23 protein-coding genes and 1 tRNA gene are annotated in these 21,981 nt (G+C 63.7%); 6 read left to right on the forward strand and 18 right to left on the reverse strand.

The window, feature by feature from the left end; genetic code table 11:
- Window positions 1-28 precede the first annotated feature (28 nt).
- Both G6P88_RS06160 and traA read right to left on the reverse strand, forming a co-directional pair.
- On the reverse strand, window positions 29-1,816 hold the full coding sequence (locus G6P88_RS06160; RefSeq protein WP_165322363.1) for a type IV secretion system DNA-binding domain-containing protein: 1,788 nt from the start codon (window positions 1,814-1,816) through the stop codon (window positions 29-31).
- Entirely contained in the window at window positions 1,813-4,455 is a 2,643-nt protein-coding gene (traA, locus tag G6P88_RS06165) for a Ti-type conjugative transfer relaxase TraA (protein WP_165322364.1), read from the reverse strand. Before traA ends, G6P88_RS06160 begins: the two co-directional genes overlap by 4 nt.
- 153 nt (window positions 4,456-4,608) lie before the next feature.
- Between traA and traD the strand changes: the two genes are divergently transcribed.
- On the forward strand, window positions 4,609-4,914 hold the full coding sequence (gene traD, locus G6P88_RS06170) for a conjugal transfer protein TraD (RefSeq protein ID WP_165322365.1): 306 nt from the start codon (window positions 4,609-4,611) through the stop codon (window positions 4,912-4,914).
- Window positions 4,915-4,951: 37 nt separating this feature from the next.
- A complete protein-coding gene (locus tag G6P88_RS06175; protein ID WP_165324943.1) occupies window positions 4,952-5,212 on the forward strand; it encodes a conjugal transfer protein TraD in 261 nt (86 codons plus the stop codon).
- Between the two features lie 65 nt (window positions 5,213-5,277).
- On the opposite strand, the gene G6P88_RS06180 is transcribed toward G6P88_RS06175, so the two are convergent.
- The 9 genes from G6P88_RS06180 to G6P88_RS06215 form a co-directional block, all read right to left on the reverse strand.
- Window positions 5,278-6,168 carry a HEPN domain-containing protein gene (locus G6P88_RS06180; RefSeq protein WP_165324945.1) on the reverse strand — a complete coding sequence of 297 codons (891 nt, stop codon included), beginning with the start codon at window positions 6,166-6,168 and terminating at the stop codon, window positions 5,278-5,280.
- A gap of 24 nt (window positions 6,169-6,192) precedes the next feature.
- On the reverse strand, window positions 6,193-6,879 hold the full coding sequence (locus tag G6P88_RS06185) for a lytic transglycosylase domain-containing protein (RefSeq protein WP_226946743.1): 687 nt from the start codon (window positions 6,877-6,879) through the stop codon (window positions 6,193-6,195).
- Entirely contained in the window at window positions 6,864-7,433 is a 570-nt protein-coding gene (locus tag G6P88_RS06190; RefSeq protein WP_165322366.1) for a S26 family signal peptidase, read from the reverse strand. The genes G6P88_RS06185 and G6P88_RS06190 overlap by 16 nt, the downstream gene beginning before the upstream one ends.
- Window positions 7,433-7,699, reverse strand: a complete 267-nt coding sequence (locus G6P88_RS06195) for a helix-turn-helix transcriptional regulator (RefSeq protein WP_165322367.1) — start codon at window positions 7,697-7,699, stop codon at window positions 7,433-7,435. Before G6P88_RS06195 ends, G6P88_RS06190 begins: the two co-directional genes overlap by 1 nt.
- Window positions 7,700-7,837: 138 nt before the next feature.
- Entirely contained in the window at window positions 7,838-8,272 is a 435-nt protein-coding gene (locus G6P88_RS20520) for a DUF2285 domain-containing protein (RefSeq protein ID WP_226946744.1), read from the reverse strand.
- A gap of 88 nt (window positions 8,273-8,360) precedes the next feature.
- On the reverse strand, window positions 8,361-8,702 hold the full coding sequence (locus tag G6P88_RS20525) for a transcriptional regulator domain-containing protein (RefSeq protein WP_425594479.1): 342 nt from the start codon (window positions 8,700-8,702) through the stop codon (window positions 8,361-8,363).
- 151 nt (window positions 8,703-8,853) lie between these two features.
- On the reverse strand, window positions 8,854-9,180 hold the full coding sequence (locus G6P88_RS06205; protein WP_165322369.1) for a DUF736 domain-containing protein: 327 nt from the start codon (window positions 9,178-9,180) through the stop codon (window positions 8,854-8,856).
- Between the two features lie 623 nt (window positions 9,181-9,803).
- Window positions 9,804-10,199: a hypothetical protein gene (locus G6P88_RS06210; RefSeq protein ID WP_165322370.1), complete on the reverse strand. Its 396-nt coding sequence runs from the start codon at window positions 10,197-10,199 to the stop codon at window positions 9,804-9,806.
- A 128-nt stretch (window positions 10,200-10,327) separates the two neighbouring features.
- A complete protein-coding gene (locus G6P88_RS06215) occupies window positions 10,328-10,492 on the reverse strand; it encodes a hypothetical protein (RefSeq protein WP_165322371.1) in 165 nt (54 codons plus the stop codon).
- Between the two features lie 544 nt (window positions 10,493-11,036).
- Here G6P88_RS06215 and G6P88_RS06220 point away from each other — a divergent pair.
- Genes G6P88_RS06220 through G6P88_RS06230 form a run of 3 tightly spaced genes read left to right on the forward strand, consistent with a single transcriptional unit; the run spans window position 11,037 to window position 14,390 of the window.
- Window positions 11,037-11,873 carry a hypothetical protein gene (locus G6P88_RS06220; RefSeq protein ID WP_206335883.1) on the forward strand — a complete coding sequence of 279 codons (837 nt, stop codon included), beginning with the start codon at window positions 11,037-11,039 and terminating at the stop codon, window positions 11,871-11,873.
- Window positions 11,863-12,351: a hypothetical protein gene (locus tag G6P88_RS06225; RefSeq protein ID WP_165322373.1), complete on the forward strand. Its 489-nt coding sequence runs from the start codon at window positions 11,863-11,865 to the stop codon at window positions 12,349-12,351. Before G6P88_RS06220 ends, G6P88_RS06225 begins: the two co-directional genes overlap by 11 nt.
- Window positions 12,348-14,390: a hypothetical protein gene (locus tag G6P88_RS06230; protein ID WP_165322374.1), complete on the forward strand. Its 2,043-nt coding sequence runs from the start codon at window positions 12,348-12,350 to the stop codon at window positions 14,388-14,390. Before G6P88_RS06225 ends, G6P88_RS06230 begins: the two co-directional genes overlap by 4 nt.
- Before the next feature lie 150 nt (window positions 14,391-14,540).
- On the opposite strand, the gene G6P88_RS06235 is transcribed toward G6P88_RS06230, so the two are convergent.
- From G6P88_RS06235 to G6P88_RS06260, 6 genes are all read right to left on the reverse strand, one after another.
- Entirely contained in the window at window positions 14,541-15,473 is a 933-nt protein-coding gene (locus G6P88_RS06235; RefSeq protein WP_165322375.1) for a DUF2493 domain-containing protein, read from the reverse strand.
- Window positions 15,474-15,776: 303 nt separating this feature from the next.
- A complete protein-coding gene (locus G6P88_RS06240) occupies window positions 15,777-16,814 on the reverse strand; it encodes a DUF7146 domain-containing protein (RefSeq protein ID WP_165322376.1) in 1,038 nt (345 codons plus the stop codon).
- 59 nt (window positions 16,815-16,873) lie between these two features.
- Window positions 16,874-19,006 carry a ParB/RepB/Spo0J family partition protein gene (locus tag G6P88_RS06245; protein ID WP_165322377.1) on the reverse strand — a complete coding sequence of 711 codons (2,133 nt, stop codon included), beginning with the start codon at window positions 19,004-19,006 and terminating at the stop codon, window positions 16,874-16,876.
- A 121-nt stretch (window positions 19,007-19,127) separates the two neighbouring features.
- Window positions 19,128-19,532, reverse strand: a complete 405-nt coding sequence (locus G6P88_RS06250) for a DUF2958 domain-containing protein (protein ID WP_165322378.1) — start codon at window positions 19,530-19,532, stop codon at window positions 19,128-19,130.
- A 39-nt stretch (window positions 19,533-19,571) separates the two neighbouring features.
- Window positions 19,572-20,768 carry a DUF932 domain-containing protein gene (locus tag G6P88_RS06255; protein ID WP_206335884.1) on the reverse strand — a complete coding sequence of 399 codons (1,197 nt, stop codon included), beginning with the start codon at window positions 20,766-20,768 and terminating at the stop codon, window positions 19,572-19,574.
- A gap of 297 nt (window positions 20,769-21,065) precedes the next feature.
- A tRNA-Thr gene (locus G6P88_RS06260) sits at window positions 21,066-21,140 on the reverse strand.
- Between the two features lie 124 nt (window positions 21,141-21,264).
- On the opposite strand from G6P88_RS06260, the gene G6P88_RS06265 reads away from it, so the two are divergent.
- Window positions 21,265-21,429 (forward strand): hypothetical protein, encoded by a 165-nt coding sequence (locus tag G6P88_RS06265; RefSeq protein ID WP_165322379.1) that lies wholly within the window; start codon window positions 21,265-21,267, stop codon window positions 21,427-21,429.
- On the opposite strand, the gene G6P88_RS06270 is transcribed toward G6P88_RS06265, so the two are convergent.
- Complete coding sequence (locus G6P88_RS06270) at window positions 21,423-21,908, reverse strand: CAP domain-containing protein (RefSeq protein WP_165324951.1); 486 nt, start codon at window positions 21,906-21,908, stop codon at window positions 21,423-21,425. The two genes, G6P88_RS06265 and G6P88_RS06270, sit on opposite strands and share 7 nt — an antisense overlap.
- Window positions 21,909-21,981 lie beyond the last annotated feature (73 nt).

The raw sequence follows: 21,981 nt of genomic DNA on the forward strand, positions 1-21,981 counted from the left end.
ACTTGCTCAACCGGTTCGAGGCTTAACATTACTGAGAATTCAAGCTCGGAGCTGGCTCGAATGGGGGCACTTGCTGAACATAGGTCACATAGGCAAAGCGGATGCGATTCCATTTTGGCATCGTCGCGCGCTTTACGAAGCCCTCTCGGTTAGGAAGTTGCATGATCTCGCTAGCCAATGTTACTTCTTCAGTTGTTCGCTTGCTCTGCATTGAGGTTGAGCGCGAGGTGTAACGTCCGTGTGTGCGCGATCGGCTGACGTCGTCGCGTTCAACCTCGCGGCTGCCAATCAGACCGGAGGCGAGCTCCGCAGTTCCACCGCCCTCACTGAGACCGGAACGAAGCAGCAGCAGATTTCCGCAGTTCTCTATAATGGTATGAGCCCCCTCACCATAGACGGCTTTGACCTGCGCCGACGACTGGAAGCCGATGGCGACGCAACCGCCGAATTTCCTGAGACGAGCCTGCGCATCCTTCAGCCCCTCGATCCGGCCCAGGGCGTCCAACTCGTCGATGTGGAACCATATTCGCCGGTCGCGATCGGGAGGCAGCGACAGCGTCTCGAGAATGGCGATATTCATCCAGCAAGAGATCAGTCCGCGCAATGCTGCCACCTGGTTGGCGGTATAGGGCAGCCAAAGCGAACCCGCGCCTGAACGAACCCATTTCCGGACGGAAAACGGTTCGCCGTCCAACGCCGCGAGGAAGCGGAGGTTTGCAATCGCTGGCGCCAGCGTGCCGAGAATGCTGGCGAGCATTTTCTCACCACCGGGCTCGAAATAGCGCGCCGCGGCTGTGCCTTGGCACAGGAGCTTCAGCTCGGCGACGGAGCCGGACGCGAGCATTGTGATGAGGTCGTTGGTCGTGCCGAGCCCCAGCCGCCCAAAGTTCTCCAGTGCCGCGGCGAGAAGCTGCTGGGCATAGGTAATCCACTGATCATGCTCGCCGATACCTAGGTGGGGCAGTAGCGATTGGGCGAGAAAGGCTTGGTCGCCTGGACGCTCGATCTCGGCGAGCAAGTCCCAGCGCGCGCAGCGTGGATCGAATGGATTGAGGATGACGTCACCGGCTTTAAAGAAAGCGCTCATCGCAGAGCCGTCGGGGTCGGCTACCACCTGGCGATCGCCACGCCGGATCGCATCCGCCATCAGCGCGCGCAACGCCGTCGACTTGCCCGACCCGGTCGCACCGATCGCCGCGACATGCATGGTCTCGTCCTCTCGGGACAACGGTACGCCCGCCAGTGTCACGCCACCCGTCAGCCGGGCCTTGAGCCGCCCCCCACGCTGGCCGGTGAAGACCCCCACTCGTGTTCCGCGCAGATGCGTGACCTTTCGCGGACTAGCGGCGAAACGTGCGGCGATGGCGCCGCCCAAAAATCCGAAAGCGGCTGGCATCATCACCGCGAGTGGCCAACTGTCCGATTGGAAGCTGGCGTAGAGCCAATATCCCAAGACGCTTCCGCCGAGCCAGCCGATCGGCGCATGCACGAGCGGCGAGAATGTCCGGCGATCGACACCCTGGACGATGGCTGCGGCAAGCGTGCCAGGAAGCACGGCGAGCGCGAACCAGAGATGATAGCCGTGAAGTGCGAGCCACGCCCAGCGTTGCTCGAGCCACGGCTCGAGCGCGTGGCGATGCGCCCAATGCTCGCGCGCGAGATCGGCGAACGCGAACCGGTCATCGACCGGCACGATGTGGCAAACAAGCGGCCAGCATGCAGCGATCGCAGCAAAAGATGAGAGAAAGGCAATCTGCTGGATAATGGGTTCGGAGCCCCGAACATCGCCGCCGCCGCCGTTACCGGGCGCGCTCACCGCTCAGCCCCATAATCTTTATCGCGTGCGGCGGCGGGCGCCTTTTTCGCGGCAGCCATCGCTTCGCGCATCGATTCCGGTGTCTGACGAGGCGCGGCATTGCGTGCCGCCATCATCGCGCGGAGGGCCTTCGCCTGATCGCTGTTCGCCGAATCGGCGTTACGGCCAACGTCCGCCGCCTTGGCTGCGGATACGGCCCGGGCGTTGGCACCCTCCTGAACCTTCCCGGCGTCTAGAGCCGCTACGCTCGCTGCCCGCGTATTCACCGCGCTATCGGCGTCCCGCGCCAGCACCGGCGCAGACGTGCGCTCGTCACCCGTTCGGCCGAGCATGCGAGAAACCAACGCGACCAGACCGCGCGGATTTTCGCGAGGTGTGCTCGATGCAGCATTATCCGCCGCACGCGCTGTGGCCGCAGGCTGCTGCTGTCCCGGAGCCGGCACAGTCGGTCGATCATAATCGAGCGCCATATCCTTGGGGCGCTCGCGCCCGAGCGTTTGCCGAAGCGTCTTCTCGTCGGCAAAATCGTCACGCCCATAATGAAGCGCAGTGCCGTCGCGATGACGGCTGAGCGCGACATAGGAGGAATGCGCGTCCAGCCCGGGCGTAGCCAGCACATGGGTGCGATCGACGGTCATGCCCTGCGTTTTGTGAACGGTGGCGGCGTACCCATGATCGACGTGCGCGTAACTCGTGAGATCGACCTCGATCCGGCGGCCGTCGTCGAGCCGTACCGAGAGATTGTCCGGCGCGGCTTTCTCAATGGTGCCGAGCGTGCCGTTCTTCACACCGAGATCACGCTCGTTCTTGAGGAAGAGGATCCGGTCATTGTCGGCAAATTCGCGCAAGCCGCGCTCGGCGCGGATCGCCACGTCCGTTCCGAGTTCGCCCTGTGCATGGAGCCGCTCGCGGGCCGCACGATTGAGCATCTGAACCTCCTGGTTGGTATGGGTGAGAATGATGCGCGAGGCGGCGGGCTCATCCCGGCGCTCTGTATCCCAGCGATCGATGAGCGCCGCGCGGGCGGCATCGCGCGTGTCGGCAACATGGAGCATGCCGGCTTGGTTGTAGGCGGCCAGCGCCTCGCCGGTTCGACCGGTTGCGAAATCCCGGGTCACCTCGCGCATCCATTCGGCGGTCTGGCGGCGGACCTCACCGATCTCGGCGGCACCGTGGCGCTCGGCGAGCAGACGAAATGCCGCGCCCGCCTCGATCGCCTGCAACTGCTGCGCATCGCCGACCATGACGACTTTGGCACCAGCGCCAGCGGCCTCGGCGAGCACGCGCTGGAGCTGGCGAGTCCCGATCATGCCGGCCTCGTCGACCACCAGCACGTCGCGGGAATTGAGCCGATCGCGGTCGCGTGCCCAACCATGTTCGAAGCTCGCGATTGTACGGGATGCAATGCCCGATCCGCCTTCGAGATTCTCGGCGGCTATACCCGACAGCGCGGCACCGCGCACGGTGTAGCCGGCCGCTTCCCACGCCTCGCGCGCGACGCCCAGCATCGCCGATTTGCCGGCGCCGGCATAGCCGACGACAAGAGCGAGACCGGGCTTGCGTAGTACATGATCGAGTGCGGCGCGCTGTTCGGCGCCGAGCCGCATTCCGCGTGCCTGGGCGCCATCAACGGCGCGGCCGATCTCTGTTCGCGAAACGGCATGATCGCGCATCTCCGCGAGGCGCTCGGCGTCGCGCACCAGAGCCTGCTCCGCGCTCAACATGCTGGTCGTAGTGAAGCGCTCAGCGCCGTGACCGTCGCGCCCGAGCGCGAGCACCGTTTCATGATGACGCATGGCGGCGAGCACGCGATCGAACTGCTCCTGCCCGTCCGAATGGCGATGCGCGAACATGGCAAGGTCGCGCACCGTGAAGGTCGCCTGCTGCCTGGTCAGCGTCTCCAGCCCAACGCTTGGATCAGCGATGATCGCAGCGCCATTGTCGCGCGCGATGACGCGATGGTCCTGGGCGCGTTCGGCGTCCTCGCCTTTCGCTTCGCGGCGAGCGCCCGCGGCACCGATCTTGTGCTGCGGCTCCAGCTCGATGCCCTGCGCGTCATAGCTGCAGTGATCGATCCGCACTTCGATGCCGAGCTGCGCCAGGCGATCGTTGACGTGGCTCGCCCAATTCTCGCGCCAGCTCTGCAGCAATGCCGTGGCGTTCCACTCGCGCACCTTTGGCCCAAACCCGTCCGGGCCAACCTCGCGCATGGTCAGCATGACATGCGCGTGCGGCTTGGCCTCGCCGTCGGGGCCGATATCCCAGTGCACATTGAGATCGGCGACCATGCCGCGCTGGACGAACTCACGGTCGACGAACTCGCGCGCGAGCGCGATGCTCTGCTCGCTGGTCATTTCGCGCGGGATTGCAAATTCCACCTCGCGGGCGAATTGCGCGTCCTTCCGCTTCTCGGTCGTCTCGACCTCGTTCCAGAGAGTTTCGCGGTCGCAGAGGCGTACAGGCGCGCCTTCGGGCAACATCACCTCGGAATGGACGACGCCTGCCTTGTTGGTGAAGTCGTGATGGCGGCCGAGCCGCTCGTCGTGGAGGCGCGAGGCAGAGCGATAGGCAGCAGACGCCACCGCGCTGCGGCCGGTGCCGCGCCCCATGATCTTGGCCGAGAAGTGATAGATCGCCATCGCGGCAACCCATTTACGCCTGAACTCGCGACGTCGGTACGACGTATAAGCGCGCTCTCATGCGCTAGAGCACGCCTGAGAGATTTGAGGCGTTGAACTCAAGGCTAACCCGCCCAGCTAAACCGCATCGACAGCGCTAGTGGAGATGCGACGATGCGAAAGGTACGGGATTTCGATGCCGAGCTGAAGGCACTCAACGACCGGGCGAAGCTGCTCAAGCAGCGCAAGATCCAGCAGTTCGGTGAGCTGATCGAGGCGACGGGCGCCGATGCGCTCGAGCCCGACCTCCTTGCCGGTGCGCTCCTTGCGGCAGTGGAAGAGAAGGAGAAATCGGTCACGACGAAGTGGAGCACGCGCGGCGCGCAGTTTTTTCGGGAAACAAGCCGGCGATCCTCGCGCCGCGCTGGTGACACTGGTGCGAGCGGCAAGGCGGCTGAAACAGGCGCGGAACAGGCTTGAGGCCGCTCGGGCGCGCAGCGACACGAGAGCCTGGGTCGTGGCACGAAGAGAACGCACCAAGCATCTGATCGAGCTTGGGGGGCTCGTGCAGAAAGCCGGACTTGTCGCACTTGCCGACGACGACCGCGCCTTGCTGTACGGCGCGTTTCTCGATCTCGCCATCCGTCTCCAGGGCGATGACGGCGCGCAATCGAAGCTCCTGTACCGACGGCGCGGCGCACGGGCGTTTGCGACAGAAGCCGAAGAAACCGCTCGCGCCAAATTGCCGAAATCGGCGGCCAACATTGGTGACGGGTAACGATCGGCGAATACTCGCTTGGATGCGCCATCAGATCCGTCACCTCGAGCGCGCATGCACAGAGTTCAGCTGTCGAAGAACGGCGGCCGCGGTGCAGGCCAATCGCCCGTCTCCATCGGCCGCGCAAAGTCGCAGTCGCTGTGGCGCCGTACCGCCGACGCCGCAATGAACTGGACGCCAAGTGCGAGCTGTACGACGTCCAGTCGAGTCCGGCCCGCAGGTTTGTAACGGCTTCCCACATAGGCTGGCATCCGTGCGACGATGTGGCCGATCAGCGCATCGTCGCGATGTGGCGTCTCAGTCGCGAGCCGACTGCTAAGCCTCTTGAGATCGTGGCCTTCCGCTCCCTTCTGTCCAAAGCTTTTTGGGTCGGCGCCGCTGCGCACCAGAGCCGCCTTCATCGACAGCTCGGCAACCAGACAGATCGGCTGGAGCACGGAGTCCACGCTGAACGCTGTCGGCAAATTGTTCGCGGCGTCGGCGAGATTGGATGTTGCCATCTTCCACAAATCGAGATCAGGGCCGGTGCCGCCTTTCAGCTCGTCGAGCCCATAGGTTAGATCGAGCAGATCGGCGAAGGCGAACGCTGTCCCAGCGGCCATCCGTTCGTCTTCGCGGCACCAGGACCACCAAGCCTCTTTGGTGGGAAAGCCAAGGGCACTCCACGCTTCAAGCGCCTGCTCGCCGAACACGACGGGGACCGTCACCTTGCGCACCTGATCAACGACGGCGGCCAAACCGATTCCCATGCCGGGCCATGAACTGTTTACCTCCGGCATCATGGCCTCGTAGGCCGCCATGATCTTTTGCACCTCGGGATTTCCGCCGACACCCATCGAGAAAGCGGAGCCGAGGATTTCGGTCGCAGCGCGGAAGGGCCGCTGGTGCATGTGCACGCCCTCTTTCGCGTATTTGAGATCGAGGCCGCGCAATGTGTCGAGATTCCATGTCGTCATATTCGTGAGATAGCGCATCGCATCTTAGGGTCCAGCGGCGCCCGCAGCTCGCGCCTCGGCGATTCTACCCAGGGGGAAGAGCCGATCAACGGTAACCGGACGGCCGGTTGTCGATACCTCATTGGCGACAGTCGGTGTCGCCTTCTGTGAGGGACCACGCACGAGGAAAAGACCAGCCTCCTGCCATCGCGCCGGACCGACGACGGGGCCGGCGACGGGGCTGCGTGCGGAGGCTCCTATCCGCTGGACGTATGCTATGGTTTCTGCCGGCAGCGCCTTCGAACCGCTGACGTAGCGCTCATATCGTCCCGGGCCAGCGTTGTAGGCCGCGATAGCGCCTGCCAATCCGTAGCGGGCGGTCAGTTCCGCGAGATACATAGCGCCGCCGATCATGTTGCGGCGAGGATCAAACGGATCGGCGCCGAGACTGTAGCGGGCGCTCAGATAGGTCCAGGTTGCCGGCATGATCTGCATGCATCCCATCGCCCCTTTGGGCGATACGATCCGGGCGTTGCCGCCGGACTCCGCCATCATCACGCGCAGCACGATATCGACCGATAGGCCGGAGCGGCTGGCGGCTTCTGCGGCATACCCCGCGCAAACGTTGCCCGTCCGAGGGCGAGCCGACTGTGCGGTGCTGGATATGCCGCCGGCGAGCAGCACGATCGCGCAGAGGCACCGGAGAGACCCGGCGCTCATGACCAGGTCCACAGCGGTAATGCGCGCCCGACAATCCGGCGGCGGTCGACCGCTCCGAAATAGCGACTGTCGAACGAATCTCGCCGGTAAGGTGCGATCAAAAACACCTCGCTTGCTCGCAATCGCCGGCATCCCGACCACGCCGGCAGCGGGCGGCCGAAGCGATCGCGCGGCAGCGCGGAGGCGACGGGCCGCGCGTCGATCGTGACGCGCACGCCGATGCGGCACACAGTCGCGCCGCTTGCGGCGGCGACGGGCTTGATCAGCAGTACGTTGGCTTCGACGTAGCGCCGCTCGGCCATGAAGCGCCCGAGGGCGGGCGACGGTCGCAACGCGACGAGATCGCCGACCCGCGGGGCAGCACCCGGCTCGATACGGTAGAGCCCAAGCGGCACGCTCGCCGACGCGTTCCAGACCAGCCGCAGTTGCGGACGGTGAATGGTGGGCAAGAGCAAGAGAGCGAGCGCGCCGCCACCGCAAGCAAGCAAGCAGGCGCGCAGCGGATGGCGAAGCGAGCGACGCGGCGCGGTAACCGCATCTGCCGAACTGGCGGGAACGCGTTCCATCAGCCCTGCTCCGGCGCATGATCGCCGGGCCGCCGCGCCGCTGGCGGCACAGTGCCGTTGTTCGGGTCAGACGTGGATGCGCACGCGCCGCGGTCGGCCCAGGCGCGCAAATCCTCGAGCGTGTAAACGACGCGCCCGCCGATCTTCCGGTAGGCGGGACCGGTGCCGTAGGTGCGATGCTTCTCGAGCGTGCGCGCCGAGAGGCCGACATAGTGGGCGGCCTCCTTGGTGCGCAGATAACGTGTGTCCTTGATGATATCGGGCATGACCGGGCTCCTGGCTCGAGGAAGCGAGGCGCCTGCCAAGCGCCTCGCGAACCCGGTCATCATCGGCGACGAAAGAAGACCTGTGGTGGCCGGAAAGATGGGGTGTGCGTTCCGACCACATCGCAAGCGAGCGACCGGCTATGTTGGTGGGCGTGGTCCCAACAGTCGTCTATATCCTTGTCCGATCATCTCCCTGCCCACATCGAGCAGGCGGCGAAGGTCCGATCGTTCGGAGCTCGTCCGCCAGTCGGGCGGCATCGGATCGAGCAGCAGTTCGGCAATGTCGCGGAGCGACGCGCCCTGCCGGGACAGATCGTGGACACAGAGCATGGCCGCGTGACGGCGAGCATGGGCAAACGGCACATAGCGAAGCGGGCTGCCGTGGCCAATTGCGCGCCGGAAGTTCGTGGCGGCCTGAACGCGCGCCGTGTGCCCGTTGTCTGGATGAAGATAAATGCCGAAGCCGCCGCCTCTGGCAGGGGCAAGGCCGGAAGGCAGCCAGAGCGATAGCTCGGGCGCGCCGCGTCGGCGGATTAGGAGGTGCGTTCCGCCCGGCGATCCGATCCGGTACACGCGCTCGCCCCAGCGCTCGAACAGGAAGCGGAGATCGCTGATGGGCCGCGCCCACGGTACGGGGCGGACGATCGTGAGGACTGAGGTATCAAGCTCGGGACTCCAGGCGACCGCCGGCGCCTCGACTGCGCCGGTGTCGGGATCGGGCGCGAAAGGTGAGCCCCCATTGGGACCACCTCCTTGCCAGCGGGTGCTGCGCGATCGTGATGAGCGTTCGGGCGGATCGCCGTGCGATCGCTTCGCCGGTTGTTCTGGCGCGTCGTGCCTGCGCGGCCGCCGAGCAGTAGAGGTCGCGAAACTCAGAATTACGCCGAAGCCATTCCCAGGCGAATCCGCGTGCATCCAATGCGGTCAGGACCTGATAGTCGGCGGGTAAGCGTAAGCGATGATAACCTGGCATCGTAATCTCCTCGATGCCCCCTGCGACCATAAGCTATGTGGCCAATGTTGCAGTGCGCAATGAGGCCACGCCTTATCGGGAAATAAGCGTCCGCTTATCGCAAGTGGTTAATAATTAACGCCAAAATGGATCAAACGAAAGCCCCGCCCGGTTGATCCCGGACGGGGCTTGGTGGTCCGGCTCAATCGCCGTTGCGGCGGCCGGGGCGCGACCAGATTAGGTTGAAGGTCTCGCCGTCCTCATCGTCGAAGAGGTTGGCGTAGATCGGGGCGGTGAAGCTCGGATCGTCGAGCTTGAGGCCCAGATAGTCGCGGCCCTCGTTGGACTGCTTGGTCCAGGCGGCGCCGATCTCGGCCCGGCCGACCATTACCCGATGCGAGGGAGCATTGTCGTTGGCGCGGTTGCTGTCGGGAACGATGCGGACGCCCTTGGCCTGAACGCTGAGAGTGACGATGTCGCCGACGAACTCGTTGTTGGCGGTCTTCTTGAAGGTGCCGATGGTAGCCATGTTAAGTCTCCAGTCTTGATCCACGAGGTCCGTGCCCATCACGGTCTCGATGGCTTGGGACATGACCGGGGCTGCCGCGGCCGCAGTCGTCAGACCTGAAGCGTCAGCGGAAGACGGCGGCGGGGCGCTTTTTTGACCCGCGAGGAATGCCGGCGCAGCCGGCAGGGGAAAAAAGTGACCCAGAGCCGTTGCGGCCATGAGCGGCAGAGGCGAAGCCGGTCCCGATCATCAAAGCCATGAAGAGAGGCCGTTTGGGCACTGGCCTGGATCCGCCAAGGGAGACGTGGCGCCTTTCTCGGAGCCCTTCCAGAAGCCCCTCTTCCCGATCGTGGTTTCGGATACCGACGCTGACAGACAGGACGGTCACCCTGTCCTCGTGCCCGCGCCGATAACACTGCCGTTCCGGCGAAGAGCGAGGTCTCCGCGAATCAGCCGTCCATCAAGGTCACATGAGGGTTGCGTTTATGGGTGACGCCCTCTTTCCGAAGCGCCCAACGCCGACGGTAGGGGATTGCGACACAGCCAATCGGCGCCTCCTCCCGGCCATGACGAGAGATGCATAAACAAGCCCCGCCCGGGATCGACTGGGCGGGGCTTGTTTTGAAGTCTGCAGGGTTCGAGGATCAGAGCGCGGGGCGGAGCATCCGCTGGGCGGCAATTGCGGCGCACGGGACCGCAGCAACCACGCCTGCGACAATGCCGGTGGTGCCGACAAGCACGCCGAGTGCGTGTGCGAGCGAATAGCCCGCAAGCGCCGCCGGCAGGGCGAATAGAACGGCCAGCGCGATCCGGGCGTGCGGGTTGGTGAGCTTCAGTGCCGCCGCGCGGCTCGCAGCGATTACGCCCATGAAGGCGATGACGCCCACGGCGATCGAGGCGAAAGCTGAGCAGCCGAGCTGGTGGGCGGAAAGGCCTACGGCGACGCCGAGCGCGATCGGGAGCGCCAAAGTGGCGCCCGCGAAGAGCTGGTAGATCAGAAAGCCGAACCCGATCAGGGAGAGAGGCAAGAGAATCGGCATGGCGTCAGGTCCTTTTCACAAGGGGTTGACGCGCTTCCACCAGCCACCACAGCGCGTCAAAATGATAGCAGAAATGACCCGCCAGCGAAACCGTTGGCGGGATCATCAGGTCGAGCCGAATTGTTGTATCAGCTTGCGTAGACATCATATTCTCGGATCACGCGCTCGACGTCGCCGTCATATTCGTCGCTCGGCATCGCGTTGTATCCATCGTCAGTCTCGATCAGGATGATGATGACCTTGAGGGTGCAGGCGAGGTTCCAGGCGTAGCGCTGTGCGGCTTCGAGGCTCATGATCGGCTCCCGTCGTTGGGAAGCGGGGCCACTCCCCGCTCGACAGGCGCCGACGCATCCGGGCGCGCGACCGCGATCACCGCGCAGGGACAAAGGCCCAAGCGGCCGCATGCACAGCATAGCGGACCCCTTGAGGGTTGATCGTCACAAGGTCGCGGGCCCGGGAAGGACTAGCGCCTCAAAGAGCGGGAGTGACCCTGCGGCGTAGTAGTGAACAGGCGCCGCAGGTCTCGCAGCTCCGATTGGCACCTCACCGAAATGGAAGCTATTTGGTTACTTTGATGGAGCGTTCAGCAGGTGCAAGCGGATGCGCTGGACGGCGACGGATGGGACATACGGTCATTTCTGCCGCAGGCGCGGAACGGCAGCTTCCAACATAAGCCGTCTGCTGATCACCGTGATTGAGATCGGGCGTCTTACATGCAACAAACACCTTCGACGGTAATCACGCTCGGGGGGGGAAGTGGCGAGCTTAGTCCATCAATGGGGACCCGACGATTGGGAGGAATTCTCCCATAGCCTTTTGCAAAGTCGGCATGGCGTATTGAACGTTCACAAGGTCCCCGCGAACCATAGCGGAGATCTCGGCATCGACTATTACTGTCTGATCGAACGCGTTATTTATCAATGCTACGCGCCAGAAGAGCCTCTTGATATCGCGGTCCGCGCTGATCGTCAGAAAAGCAAAATGACGACCGATCTCGGCAAGCTCATCAAAGGAGCCGCCGACGTTTCCAAGCTCATGCTCGGTCAGAAGCTAAAATCCTGGGTACTCCTTGTCCCCAATCATGACAGTAAGGATTTGAACCTCCATTGCGCGAAGAAAACTGGCGACCTGCGTAAGCTAGGGCTGCCGCTGCTCGACGAAAATTTCGAGGTTTGCATCCAGGATCAGACCCATTTCCCCGGGAAAGCGGTGCAGGATGCGATGGCTGGACTCACCAACCTGTCGCTGAATGTCGCTGCACCCAGCAAGGAGGAATTGAAGAATTGGGAGGCGGGTTCTGCCGACCTCGTCGCCAATGCCACCGTAAAATTAGGGAAACGAGCCAGCGGTCCAGCTTTGGGCGAGGTCGTGGCCCACGGAATAGAGGCGTTCCTACGAGGAAATGGGCTCATTGATGCTCTACGCAACAACGCGCCGGATATGCACGAGAAGGTCGCCGCCGCGATCCAAGTCCGTGCGCGCACCCTCACGTTCGCTGGACCGAAAGGGGGCACCTTGCCCAGCAGCATCCTGAACACCGAGATCGCCTCGCTCACTCAAGCCATCAAAACCGCTGCTCCGACGTTGTCGGACGATAACGCGCATGAAATTGCGCTTGGCACCATCTCCGAATGGATCATGCGCTGCCCACTCGATTTCCCCGATGCCGCTTGAAAGCCTGTTCCTCGAAGCGCTGCAGGGCGCCAACTTCTCCTTCACCGCACGACCCGAGCCGGTCGCCGGTGACCTTCGCATGTCATGGGGAATTTCGGTTGTTCTCCTTAGTCTGCTCCACAGCCGCGGCAGAAAAGCGAGTTTCCTCAAGCTGCAATTCTTGGCGCACTCGATCCGCACTGAAGGCAGCCGGAAGCAGGTCCACGCCGTGCTGCGCGGCGAACGAAAGACCAGCGAAGTTCAGGTCCGGGTGGAGCCCTGGCTTAACCGGGCTGTCGCTTTGGCGCATGGCCTCAAATATGTTGAAGTAAGCAAAGGTAAGACGATCACGCTGACGCCGTTAGGACAAAACGTTGCATCAGCGATCGACGCCAAGTCCGATGTGCTTCAGCATGAGCGCGCCTTTCTGACCATCGTAGCCAAACGAGCCACTGAAGAGATCGTAACCCGCATCTGGCGTATGGAGACGCTGCTTTGACCCTGCGCCTTAGACACCTGCGATTGCGCGCCCTTACACAAGACGGTCTCTACGGGGCCGATTTCCCGTTCCAGGCGGGCCTCAACGTGATTTGGGCCGACAACACGAAGGGTAAATCGACCAGCATGCAGGCACTGCTCTACGTGCTTGGCATGGAGAAGATGCTCAGCCCGAGTCGGGAGGTGCCGGTACCTCACGCATTGACGACGTATTTGCTGAGGGATGACGAGAGCGAACTCCCCGTTACCAGCTCGTTTGTCGAGCTCGAAATTGAGAATGGTGCCGGGACCATCGTCACGGTCCGCAGACCGATCAAGGAACCTGGCATCGACACGCGCCTTGTCACGGTGTGGTTCGGCCCCATGCTGACCGAACCGTCCGCGAGCGCTTCTTCACGACAGTTCTTCGTTCGCGATCCAGGCGCTTTCCAGCGCGAGGATGGCTTCCTGCACTTCCTCGAAGCCTTCATCGGCTGGGATATGCCGGTCGTGCGGAAATATGAAGGCCCCGAGGGAAAACTTCCGCTGGAAACTGTGTTCCCGCTCTTCTGGGTCGAGCAAAAGCGCGGCTGGTCCACAATCCCTGCCGCTATCCCGACATATCTGCGCGTCCGCGATGTCCAAAAGCGCGCAGTCGAATTCATTATGGATCTCGACGTCCACACGCTCGAACTTCAGCGCCAACGATTGAAGGAGAAAATCGAGGAGAATGCACGCAACTGGACAGGCGTGGTCGATGAGATGATGCGCGTCGCGCGGCGCGCTGGCGGCACATTAAGCGGCCTTCCTCCTCGGCCGACGATGGACATTGACAGCCTCGAACGGTGGACAGTCTCCCTAGTACAGGATGACGACGACGTAGTAGTCGAAACGATATTGGCCGCATTACGAGGCCGGGTCGCTGCTCTGACCGAGGCGAAGGTCCCTGAGGTCGGCGAGACGGCGGATGCCCTCACGGCAGAGCTTGAAGCGCTTGGAAAGGACATCGACGCGCGCAATCAGAAGCGCCTCGAAATTCATAAGGTGCGACAGCTAAAGGATGCCGATATCGTGTCTCTCGAGCGCCGTATCACCCAGCTAAAAGAGGACCTACAGAAGAACCAAGACGTTCAGAGGCTTCAGCGCTACGCCGGAACCGCTGGAAATCTAACACCAGAGCAGTGCCCCACCTGCGAGCAGAGCCTCGTTGATGCCCTGATCTCCCAGGAAGTCCTTGAGGCGGTAATGCCGATCGAGGACAACATCGAGTACGTCCGGTCACAGCTCAAGATGTTCGAAGATATCTTGAAGCGGGAGCAGGCCGAGCAGCGGCGCCTTGAGGATCTGAGCGTGGTCGCCGCAGGGGAGATCGCCCAGTTATACACGCGCGTTCGAACAATACGTACGGACCTGCTGGGTCCATCTAGTGCACCCTCGGCAGCGGCCGTCGAGGAGCGCGTACGCATCGAAGCCCGCATTCGCGATCTTGAAGGCCTGATCGCATCACTGGGTGATACAGCAAGCCGCCTCCACATATTATCTGCAGAATTCACAGAATTGTTGAAGGCGGGTCGGCTGCTTCCGTCCGATAAAATGACTGCGGATGATAAGGATAAGCTCGACGCGCTCACAGGCTCAGTACGACAATTAGCACAGGCCTTCGGGTTCACAACCTTCGCACCCAAGGACCTGACGATCGACGAAGACAGCTATCGCCCGCAGAAAGAAGGCTATGAGATTGGCTTCGAGACATCAGCGAGCGACGCCATTCGCCTAAAATGGGCGTACCAACTTGGACTCCTAGAGCTCGCTCGAAATTACACGACCAATCATCCTGGCATGCTGCTGCTCGATGAGCCGCGCCAACAATCTTCATCAAAGGTTAGTTTTGGTCATTTGCTTGAGCGAGCAGCAAGTCATCGTGGAACGGGTCAGCAGGTGATCGTCTCCACAAGCGAAGACATCGATACATTAACACCGATTCTTGCACGCCTTTCGTGCAAGAAGATCATTTTCGATGGCTATGTGCTGCAACCAGTCGAGACCCATGCGCCGGCTTGATAGATCAACTCATAGTTCGGTCGCGTCGGCGGTCGTCGTGAATTTGCCACAGATGATCCAGAGAACCCATGTCGGCGGTCGGCTGAGCGGCCTCTGCTCTTGTGCAAAGCAACCGTTCGTGTCCCGGTCCTTGAACGACGGACCCTGATATCAGTCTGTCCGTCTGCGGAAATCCCATAGCCGAATGCCCATCTTGCGCGCCTTGTCGGCGATATTGTCCTGGATGCCGGTGCCCGGGAAGATGATGACGCCCCTCGGCATTTCCTCGAGCATCGCATCGTTGCGCTTGAACGGGGCGGCTTTTTTGTGGCGGTCCCAATCAGGCTTGTAGGGCTTCTGTGGGACATTGCGGTCGCGTGCCCAGCAGGCGGCGATGCGTTCGGCTCCGGTGGGCGTTGCGCCATGCAGAAGGATCATGTCGGGCAATTGCGCATGAACCTTGTCGAGCGTGGCGTAGATCAGCTTGTGATCGTTGAAGTAAGCCCCCCCGGTGAATGCGATCCGGACGCCATCCGGATTGAGGACACGGGCGTCCTGATACGAGCGTTTGTCGATCTGCCGACGGCTGTCGAGAACGGCTGATGTCAGCATCTTGCGGTTGACCATCGCACCCGAGCGCGGGAGCCAGGCCTTGCGAATGTGGGTGCGGAACTGGTCGGCGGCCGTGTCGCGGAGAAATTCCATGGTGTCGCGGCGTTCGAGCATCGTGATCCCCTCGGCGATCCGGCGTTCGAGCTCGACCGATCTGACCTCGCTGCCGTCCTGTTCGCGCTGGAGGCGCTTCTGCTCCCGCTCATTGTCGTCGAGCTCGCGTTCGATCCGCTCGCCGGCACGGTGGAAGACGTTGACGATTCCCCAGGCCAGATCCTCGAGGTCGGGTTCGATCCGCGTGTCGATCAGCGAAGATACGATGGCATCGAAGATGTCGGCGATCGCGCCGCCGGCAATGCGGGCATCGGGCAACGGGCGATGATCGGGTTCGTCTTCGAAGGGCCGATGGCCATAAAGCTGCATCTCTTGCAGAAGGTAAGCGGTGGAACCGGGCTGCGGTTCTTGCCCGTCGGGATCGTTGTCAGTCGTCATGCTGGCCTCCGTCGTTTCAAAGCCGCGCCTCTCGCGGCCTTCCTGGCGACGACCGGCGGCGGGCGGACCGGGCCTGCACCGCGCGCATGCGCGGCCGGAGCGCGAGCGGAGGATGGCGGAGGAAAGGCTATTTTGATTCGCGCTGCAAAGGGGCTTCAGCCCCGGCGGAAAATAGCCGTGAGCGAAGCCATTGCCGGCCCGGGCCGGCTGCCGCAGTCGCCCTCTCGAGGAAGGCCGGGCGTGGCGTCTCTATACGAGGGAGGCCTTGCGGCCGCTGCTCGTGTGCGATCGGGAGCGCTGAACTTAGCCGTGTCTCAGCGGACGCTCGGCATCCTCGGTCCGAAGCTGGGCGCGCAAGCTCGCCGCCAGTCGTTCCCGGCCGAAGGCGCGAAGATCGCTGTTGAAGTCATCCAGCTGCGGTTCGAGCGGTACGATGTCGATTCCGGCCTCGGTCGCCCGTTCGGTGAGCGTCATCAAGGCGCCCGTGCCCGCGGGATCATCGTCGCGTGCGATATAGAGGCGCTGGAGTCCGGCCGGAAACCGGACTGCGGCGAGGTGGGCGGCCGACAAGCCCGCGATCGCCGGTGCGGCAACGACCTGACGCAGCGACAGCATCGTCTCGATGCCCTCGCCGGCGATCATGATCGGGGACGCGTTCCCGAAACGCACACCCATGCCGAGGAGGTCGCCCATCGCTCTGCGCGGCGTGGCGACGGGTGCCTTGGCTGAGCCGTCAGGTGCGAGCCATGTGCGGTGACAACCGGTAATGGCGTGATCATTGTCGGTGACGGCGGCGATCAGCGCGGGAAAGACGCTCGGCGTGCCTGGCGCGTCTGCCTCGGACGGGCGGTACCAGCAGCGAGGATGAAAGCGCAGCCAGCGTTCCATGCGAACATCTAAGATGCCGCGCGTGCGGAGATAGCGTTCGGCAAGCGTGCCCGCGATCGGGCGGGAGGCGGCAAAGAGACGCTGCGCAGCTTTGCGCGAACCCGTCGGCACGGCCGGCTGGTCGGGGTCGAACGCGGGCGTTTCACGCGGCAGTGCCAGGAAGCGGCGCGCCTCGTCGAGCGTGTCCGAGAGCAGGCGGTGACCGCAGTTGAGCCTGATCAGATCGAGCAGGTCGCCGTGATCGCCAGTGGCGGCGTCGGTCCATTTGCCTGCCGCTCCTTTGCCATGTTCGCCGCCCTTCAGCCGAACATAAAGGCTGCGACCCTTGGACCCATGGACATCGCCCGCGATCCAGTAGCGACCTTCGCGGCGGCCGGCAGCGAGATAGTGACGGCAAACCGCTTCCGCACTGCGGGCGAGTAGCTGGGAAAGGTCGGACGCGGTGCCGGCCATGGGCATCTCCACGAAAAGAACCGGGGCCTGCCATGCGACAGGCCCCGGATAAGAAGAAGCTATTCAGCCGCGACGGCGAAATGCTCTTCGCTCTCGCCGCCATCCTGCTCCGGAGTCGGTTCGACTGCCACAGCCGGTTCGCCGTCGATCGCCGCCGCTTCTTCGACCGGTTCGACAGGCGGAGTGCGCAGTGGCTCTGCCAACCAGCCGCTGCCCTCAAGCAGGCGTTCGGCCTCTTTCGCCATTTCGGGCTTCTTCAGGCCGGTGAGGCGCCCAGCGGCTTCGGCGCCCTTGGCATCATCGATCGCGCTCAGGATGCGCGCCTTGGTCACGCGGCCGAGATAATTGTCGACCGTAGCGGTCCAGCCGGCTGCGACCATATCGAGATTGGCGGCACGGGCGAGGACGTGGCTGTGCTCGATCCTGCCAGAGACGGTCCGCGCGGAGACGCGGCCGTCATTATAGCGATTGGCCGGTTCCCAGACCGCGTTGATCCCGAACGACGCGCAATGGGCAAAGAGTGCCGCCTGGTCATCGGCGCTGAAGGCGATGAGGAAATCCCACAATTCGGCAGGCTGATCGGGGAGACGCTCGGACCAGCCTTCATGCCGCTCGTCGATCGCACGCGCCGGCGCGCTGTCGTTCAGCCCCGGCGCATGGACGCCAAGACTGCCGCCCCGGACCGAAATGCCCACACAGCTTTCCGCCGAGGAATAGCTGTAGAAGGTCTCGAGCGTGAGCGCGTGCAGAACGGCCGCGAAGGCGACCTGCGGGCTGTGCGCCACCGCGTTGCGGAGCGCGAGCGTGCGATAGGTAGTCAGCTCCGTCACGAGGCGGTCCGGAAGCGGACGCAGCATGTCGTCCTGGTCATCCTCGTCATCACCAGTTTCGGTGCTGACCGCGCCGCCGACCGAGACGACTGCGGCGCCCGAATTGCCGCCATCATCGCGCTGGGTCGGGTCGGTGAACGCATCTGCGCCCTCGTCGTCACCCCCGGTCGACTCCTCGGCGGGTTCGTCTTCGGGCCGGACATAGCCGCGCTCGACATAAAGCGAGCCATCGACGTCAATGCTGACGAACACACCGGCACGCGCCATCTCCGTCGGCTGATAAACTAACGGACGTGAGACGATCGCACTGATCTCCTCGTCGATCGCGGTGACGCGGGCATCGACCTCGTCCGGGATGTCCCCCGCGCCCGACCATTCTTCCTCGAGGGCCTCGGCTTCCTCGCGAAGCGACGTGAGCCTGGCCTCGTCGGCGTCGGTCATCTCGGGCTGGTCGCCGTCGATGACGCGCATGCCGTCGTCATAATCGTAGGGAAAGTCGACCGCGACTGCGACCCACTTCCAGCCTTCTTCCCCGACCCGAACGCCTTCGGCCTTCAATTTCTCGTCGACCATGCGATCGAGCAGGGTCACATCCTGCAGCCAGCCGCCCTGATCCTCCTCGAACAGGTCGCGGAGCACATAGCCGCCCGCGGCGACATAGGCGTGGAGCCCGACGAAGCGGACCCGCTTGTCCGTCGCTCGCACGGCCTGCTCGGTCAGCCTGGAGCGGATCATGTAGGGCTGCTGGTTGTAGCTGGACTGAAGCAGCTCCCAGACCTGCTCCTGGCGCTCATGGTCTTCGGCGACCGAGAAGGCCATCAGCTGTTCGAGGGTCATGCCGTCCTCGGCATAGACTTCGTGCAACTTGGGCGAGACGGAAGCGAGGCGCAGCCGCTGCTTCACGACGGCGGGGGTCGTCATGAAGGTGGCGGCGACGGTCTCGATGTCGGTGCCTTGCATCACGAGCTGCTGCATAGCGCGGAACTGGTCGAGCGGATGCAACGCCTCGCGATGGACGTTCTCGGCGAGCGAATCCTCCTCGGCCGAGATCTGATCATCGTCGCGCACGATGCAGGGCACCGGCTCGGTCTTGGCCATCCGGCGCTGCTTGACCAGCTTTTCGAGTGCGCGGAAGCGGCGCCCGCCGGCCGGCACTTCGAACAGGCCGGTCTCGTTGCCTTCCGCATCGCGCTGGGCGCGGACGGTCAGGCTCTGCAACAGGCCGCGCCGGGCGATGTCCGCGGCGAGCGCGTCGATCGAGACGCCCGCCTTTACGCGGCGGACGTTGGCCTGGCTCAGCACCAGCTGATTGAACGGAATGTCCCGCGAACCGCTCAGGACGATCTTCACATGCTTGGTCATGGGTCTTCTCCATGACGGGCGGCCGGGAGACTCTCTCTCGACCCTCAACCCGTCATGGAGCCGGCGCAGCCCTCTCCCTCTAAGAGGGTGAGAACCGCGCCAACAGGTGAGGTCCGCGCCATCAGTCTGGCGGCGGCTCGCCAGGTGGCGACTGCCGGAACAGGGTCTCGGTCCAGAGGATCGAGCCTGTTCGGCGGGACCATGTTGCCCACACCGAGAGGGGGACGTCCGACTTGAAAGCGGCGTCGATCTCGATGCCCATGCCTAACGGCAGGCGGACCGCGGACAATTCGCTCAGCGACAACGGGCCGATCTCCGGACATCCAAAGCCAAGGTCAGCCAATCCCCAGAGCGCATCGCCATCCTCGGCGAGCTCGGTGGTAAGCCACATTTGGGCTCCCAGCGGATTGAAGAACTTGATCAGCGGTGCCGGGTCGGGCTCGGACATTTCGCGCTCGGCCGCCGCCCGGCGATTTATATGATTGGCCCGCAGTGCGTAGCGGGCGATCGGTGGCAGAACGATCATGAGACCGCTCCTTTCGATAGGGAGGTGGAGTTTCGCCGATCAGGCCGCGGTGAGGAGCTTGGCGGCTTTGCCTTCAAGCTCGAGGCGGGTGTCCTGATGCGGCTTGTCGCGCGCCACCGCGGTGATGCCCTGGACGAAGTCGAAGATCGACGCCGGGGGATGGCCTTCCTCTTCGAGCACGGTGGCGATGATCCGATCGGTATCGCCCTTCGAGAAGCCCCGCTTGCGCAGGAAGGCTTGCCGATCGTCGTCGGTCCGGGCGACTAGCCGTTCGCGCGCGGCCTTGATGCCGGCCATGAACGGCACCGGCGACGAGGTCGCGAAATTCTCCAGCGCGGGCGCCGCCTCATGCGCGAAGCGGTTGGCAGCGAACTTGCTATGCCGGATGCTGATCTCCTCGAAGCCTTCGGCGCCCCAGATGTTGCGGTTCATGCAGACCGCCCGGAGATAGAAAGAGGCGATACCGAGCGTTTTGGAGCCCACCTCGCTGTTCCAGGCATAGAAGCCGCGGAAAAACAGGTCGGGGTCGCCATTGGGTAGCCGGCCGGCCTCGATCGGATGGGCATCATCGACCAGGAAGAGGAAGACGTCGCGATCGCTCGCGTAGAGCGTCGTGGTATCCTTGGTCACCTCGACGAACGGGTTGTGAGTCATGGTCGACCAGTCGAGCAGGCCGGGCACCTTCCAGCGCGTGTCGCCGGTGCCATCGCCCGCGATCTTCATGACCGCCGCGACCAGCTCATGATCCCAGATGCGGCCATAGTCCGGACCGGTGACGGCGCGCAGTTCGATCCGGCCATCATCGGTCTCGAGGGTCTTCATCAACTCAGCGCGGTGCGAGAGCAAACCTTGCTGCATGTTTATGCCCGCCAGCGGCGCGGGCAGCTGGCGGAGATAGCCCGCCGGGGCGCCCACAAGACTGCACAGCTGGCCGAACGACCAGTGGGTCGGCATGACCGGCTCGTCGCGGCCGGGCACGAGCAGCGCCAGGCGTTCGGCATCGTCGCGGCTGGCCTCGACCTTGACGTCTCGGGTCTCGACGGTGCGCGCCGTAGCGCGTTCGGCCCGCGATTTGACAGCGGCGTGAAGCGAGGACAGCGACAGGAAGCGCTCGTCGTCCGGCCGGGAGAACCATTCGGAGGAAACGCGGCCGATGCGCTGGCCGCGTGAGATGTCGACCTTGTAGCCCGCCGAAACCGGCCGGGACGTGTCGGATTGCATGAGGATCGTCGCCATGGGAAATCTCCACGACGGGCGCCGAGAGCCTCTCTCTCAGCCTTTACCCGTCACGGGAATTTCCGCTTTTCTTTCACTCTAGGGGGCGTTGCGGGGGCGGAGCCGCCCGCAGAAGGGGTCCGTCGCGACTCCGGCGCGCCGGCAGGGGAAGACTTTCCCCTCCAACAGCGCAAATTACGCCGAAGCTGCTACGATTTGACCCCTATACGCCGATATTACGTTTGGCCGATCTGACGCGGCGTAATATGCGTTTTCCCCCGGAGGGGTAGTCTAAGTCTCTGACTTCATGCGGGAGAATGGTGCTGCCGAAGGGGATCGAACCCTTGACCTCAGCCTTACCAAGGATGCGCTCTACCACTGAGCTACGGCAGCACTGCCAGCATGTTGCGGGCGACCGGGGAGCTAAGCCCCTGCGGTGTGGCGGGCCTATGGACAATGCGGAGGCGTCCGTCAAGGCGGCTTGCCTGTTATTTCGATCCGGCTATCGATCCCGGACATGAGCGACGACAAAACCTCCCCCGCCCGGTCCGCAGCCGAGGAGCGCGCCGAGCGGCTGGCGCAGGCGCTGCGCGACAATCTGCGCCGCCGCAAGGCACAGGCACGTGCGCAGAAGGACGAATTGGCGCCCCCGGCCGGCCCCGCTTCGGGCGAGGATCAGTAAGGCTTTTCGCCGATCACATTGCCGCCCTCGAGATAGCGGCAGACGAGCACCTCGTCCTGATCGTTGCTCGCGATCGCGCAGCCGACCTGCGTGGTGGAGCGCCAGATGAGCTGGGTATAGTGGCCGACGTCACGCCACTGCCCGGTCGTGCTGTTGCGCGGGAACGGGCCGTTGATGAAGATCTTGCGCTCGTCGACCCACAGATTCACCATCTGCTCGGGCGTGTAATAGCCCTTCGTCCCGCGCCAGAGATTCTCGCCCTCTTCGCCGTCGGTGGGATCGGCATAGTCGGCCGAATCGCTATGCTCCAACCCGTCGATAAGCGTCAGCTGCTGGGCCCACTCCATCGACTGGCGGGCCAGCTTGTCGCTCCATACAAGCGGGGGAATGCCGAGGCGCACCCGTTCAGCATTGTGCGCGGCCAGTAGGCGCTGGTTCACGTCCTGGGGCGTCCACAAGGGAGATGCGGCGGACAGCATCCCCCCCGCGAGAGGAAGCAGCACGAGACGCGCGAGGCCATGCAGCCATCGGTCCAGATATCGCGTCAGCCCA

It is taken from the genome of Rhizorhabdus phycosphaerae (assembly GCF_011044255.1).
GTDB classification, from domain to species: Bacteria; Pseudomonadota; Alphaproteobacteria; order Sphingomonadales; family Sphingomonadaceae; genus Rhizorhabdus; species Rhizorhabdus phycosphaerae.

What these genes read in the sequence shown, in the direction of transcription:
- G6P88_RS06265 (WP_165322379.1), top strand. Translation starts at nt 21,265, where the DNA reads ATGAGCGACGACAAAACCTCCCCCGCCCGGTCCGCAGCCGAGGAGCGC.
- traD (WP_165322365.1), top strand. Translation starts at nt 4,609, where the DNA reads ATGCGAAAGGTACGGGATTTCGATGCCGAGCTGAAGGCACTCAACGAC.
- G6P88_RS06240 (WP_165322376.1), bottom strand. Translation starts at nt 16,814, where the DNA reads ATGGCCGGCACCGCGTCCGACCTTTCCCAGCTACTCGCCCGCAGTGCG.
- G6P88_RS06250 (WP_165322378.1), bottom strand. Translation starts at nt 19,532, where the DNA reads ATGATCGTTCTGCCACCGATCGCCCGCTACGCACTGCGGGCCAATCAT.
- G6P88_RS06255 (WP_206335884.1), bottom strand. Translation starts at nt 20,768, where the DNA reads ATGGCGACGATCCTCATGCAATCCGACACGTCCCGGCCGGTTTCGGCG.
- G6P88_RS06190 (WP_165322366.1), bottom strand. Translation starts at nt 7,433, where the DNA reads ATGGAACGCGTTCCCGCCAGTTCGGCAGATGCGGTTACCGCGCCGCGT.
- G6P88_RS06215 (WP_165322371.1), bottom strand. Translation starts at nt 10,492, where the DNA reads ATGAGCCTCGAAGCCGCACAGCGCTACGCCTGGAACCTCGCCTGCACC.
- G6P88_RS20525 (WP_425594479.1), bottom strand. Translation starts at nt 8,702, where the DNA reads ATGGTCGCAGGGGGCATCGAGGAGATTACGATGCCAGGTTATCATCGC.
- G6P88_RS06195 (WP_165322367.1), bottom strand. Translation starts at nt 7,699, where the DNA reads ATGCCCGATATCATCAAGGACACACGTTATCTGCGCACCAAGGAGGCC.
- G6P88_RS06270 (WP_165324951.1), bottom strand. Translation starts at nt 21,908, where the DNA reads ATGCTGTCCGCCGCATCTCCCTTGTGGACGCCCCAGGACGTGAACCAG.
- G6P88_RS06225 (WP_165322373.1), top strand. Translation starts at nt 11,863, where the DNA reads ATGCCGCTTGAAAGCCTGTTCCTCGAAGCGCTGCAGGGCGCCAACTTC.
- G6P88_RS06235 (WP_165322375.1), bottom strand. Translation starts at nt 15,473, where the DNA reads ATGACGACTGACAACGATCCCGACGGGCAAGAACCGCAGCCCGGTTCC.
- G6P88_RS06205 (WP_165322369.1), bottom strand. Translation starts at nt 9,180, where the DNA reads ATGGCTACCATCGGCACCTTCAAGAAGACCGCCAACAACGAGTTCGTC.
- G6P88_RS06180 (WP_165324945.1), bottom strand. Translation starts at nt 6,168, where the DNA reads ATGACGACATGGAATCTCGACACATTGCGCGGCCTCGATCTCAAATAC.
- G6P88_RS06210 (WP_165322370.1), bottom strand. Translation starts at nt 10,199, where the DNA reads ATGCCGATTCTCTTGCCTCTCTCCCTGATCGGGTTCGGCTTTCTGATC.
- G6P88_RS06245 (WP_165322377.1), bottom strand. Translation starts at nt 19,006, where the DNA reads ATGACCAAGCATGTGAAGATCGTCCTGAGCGGTTCGCGGGACATTCCG.
- traA (WP_165322364.1), bottom strand. Translation starts at nt 4,455, where the DNA reads ATGGCGATCTATCACTTCTCGGCCAAGATCATGGGGCGCGGCACCGGC.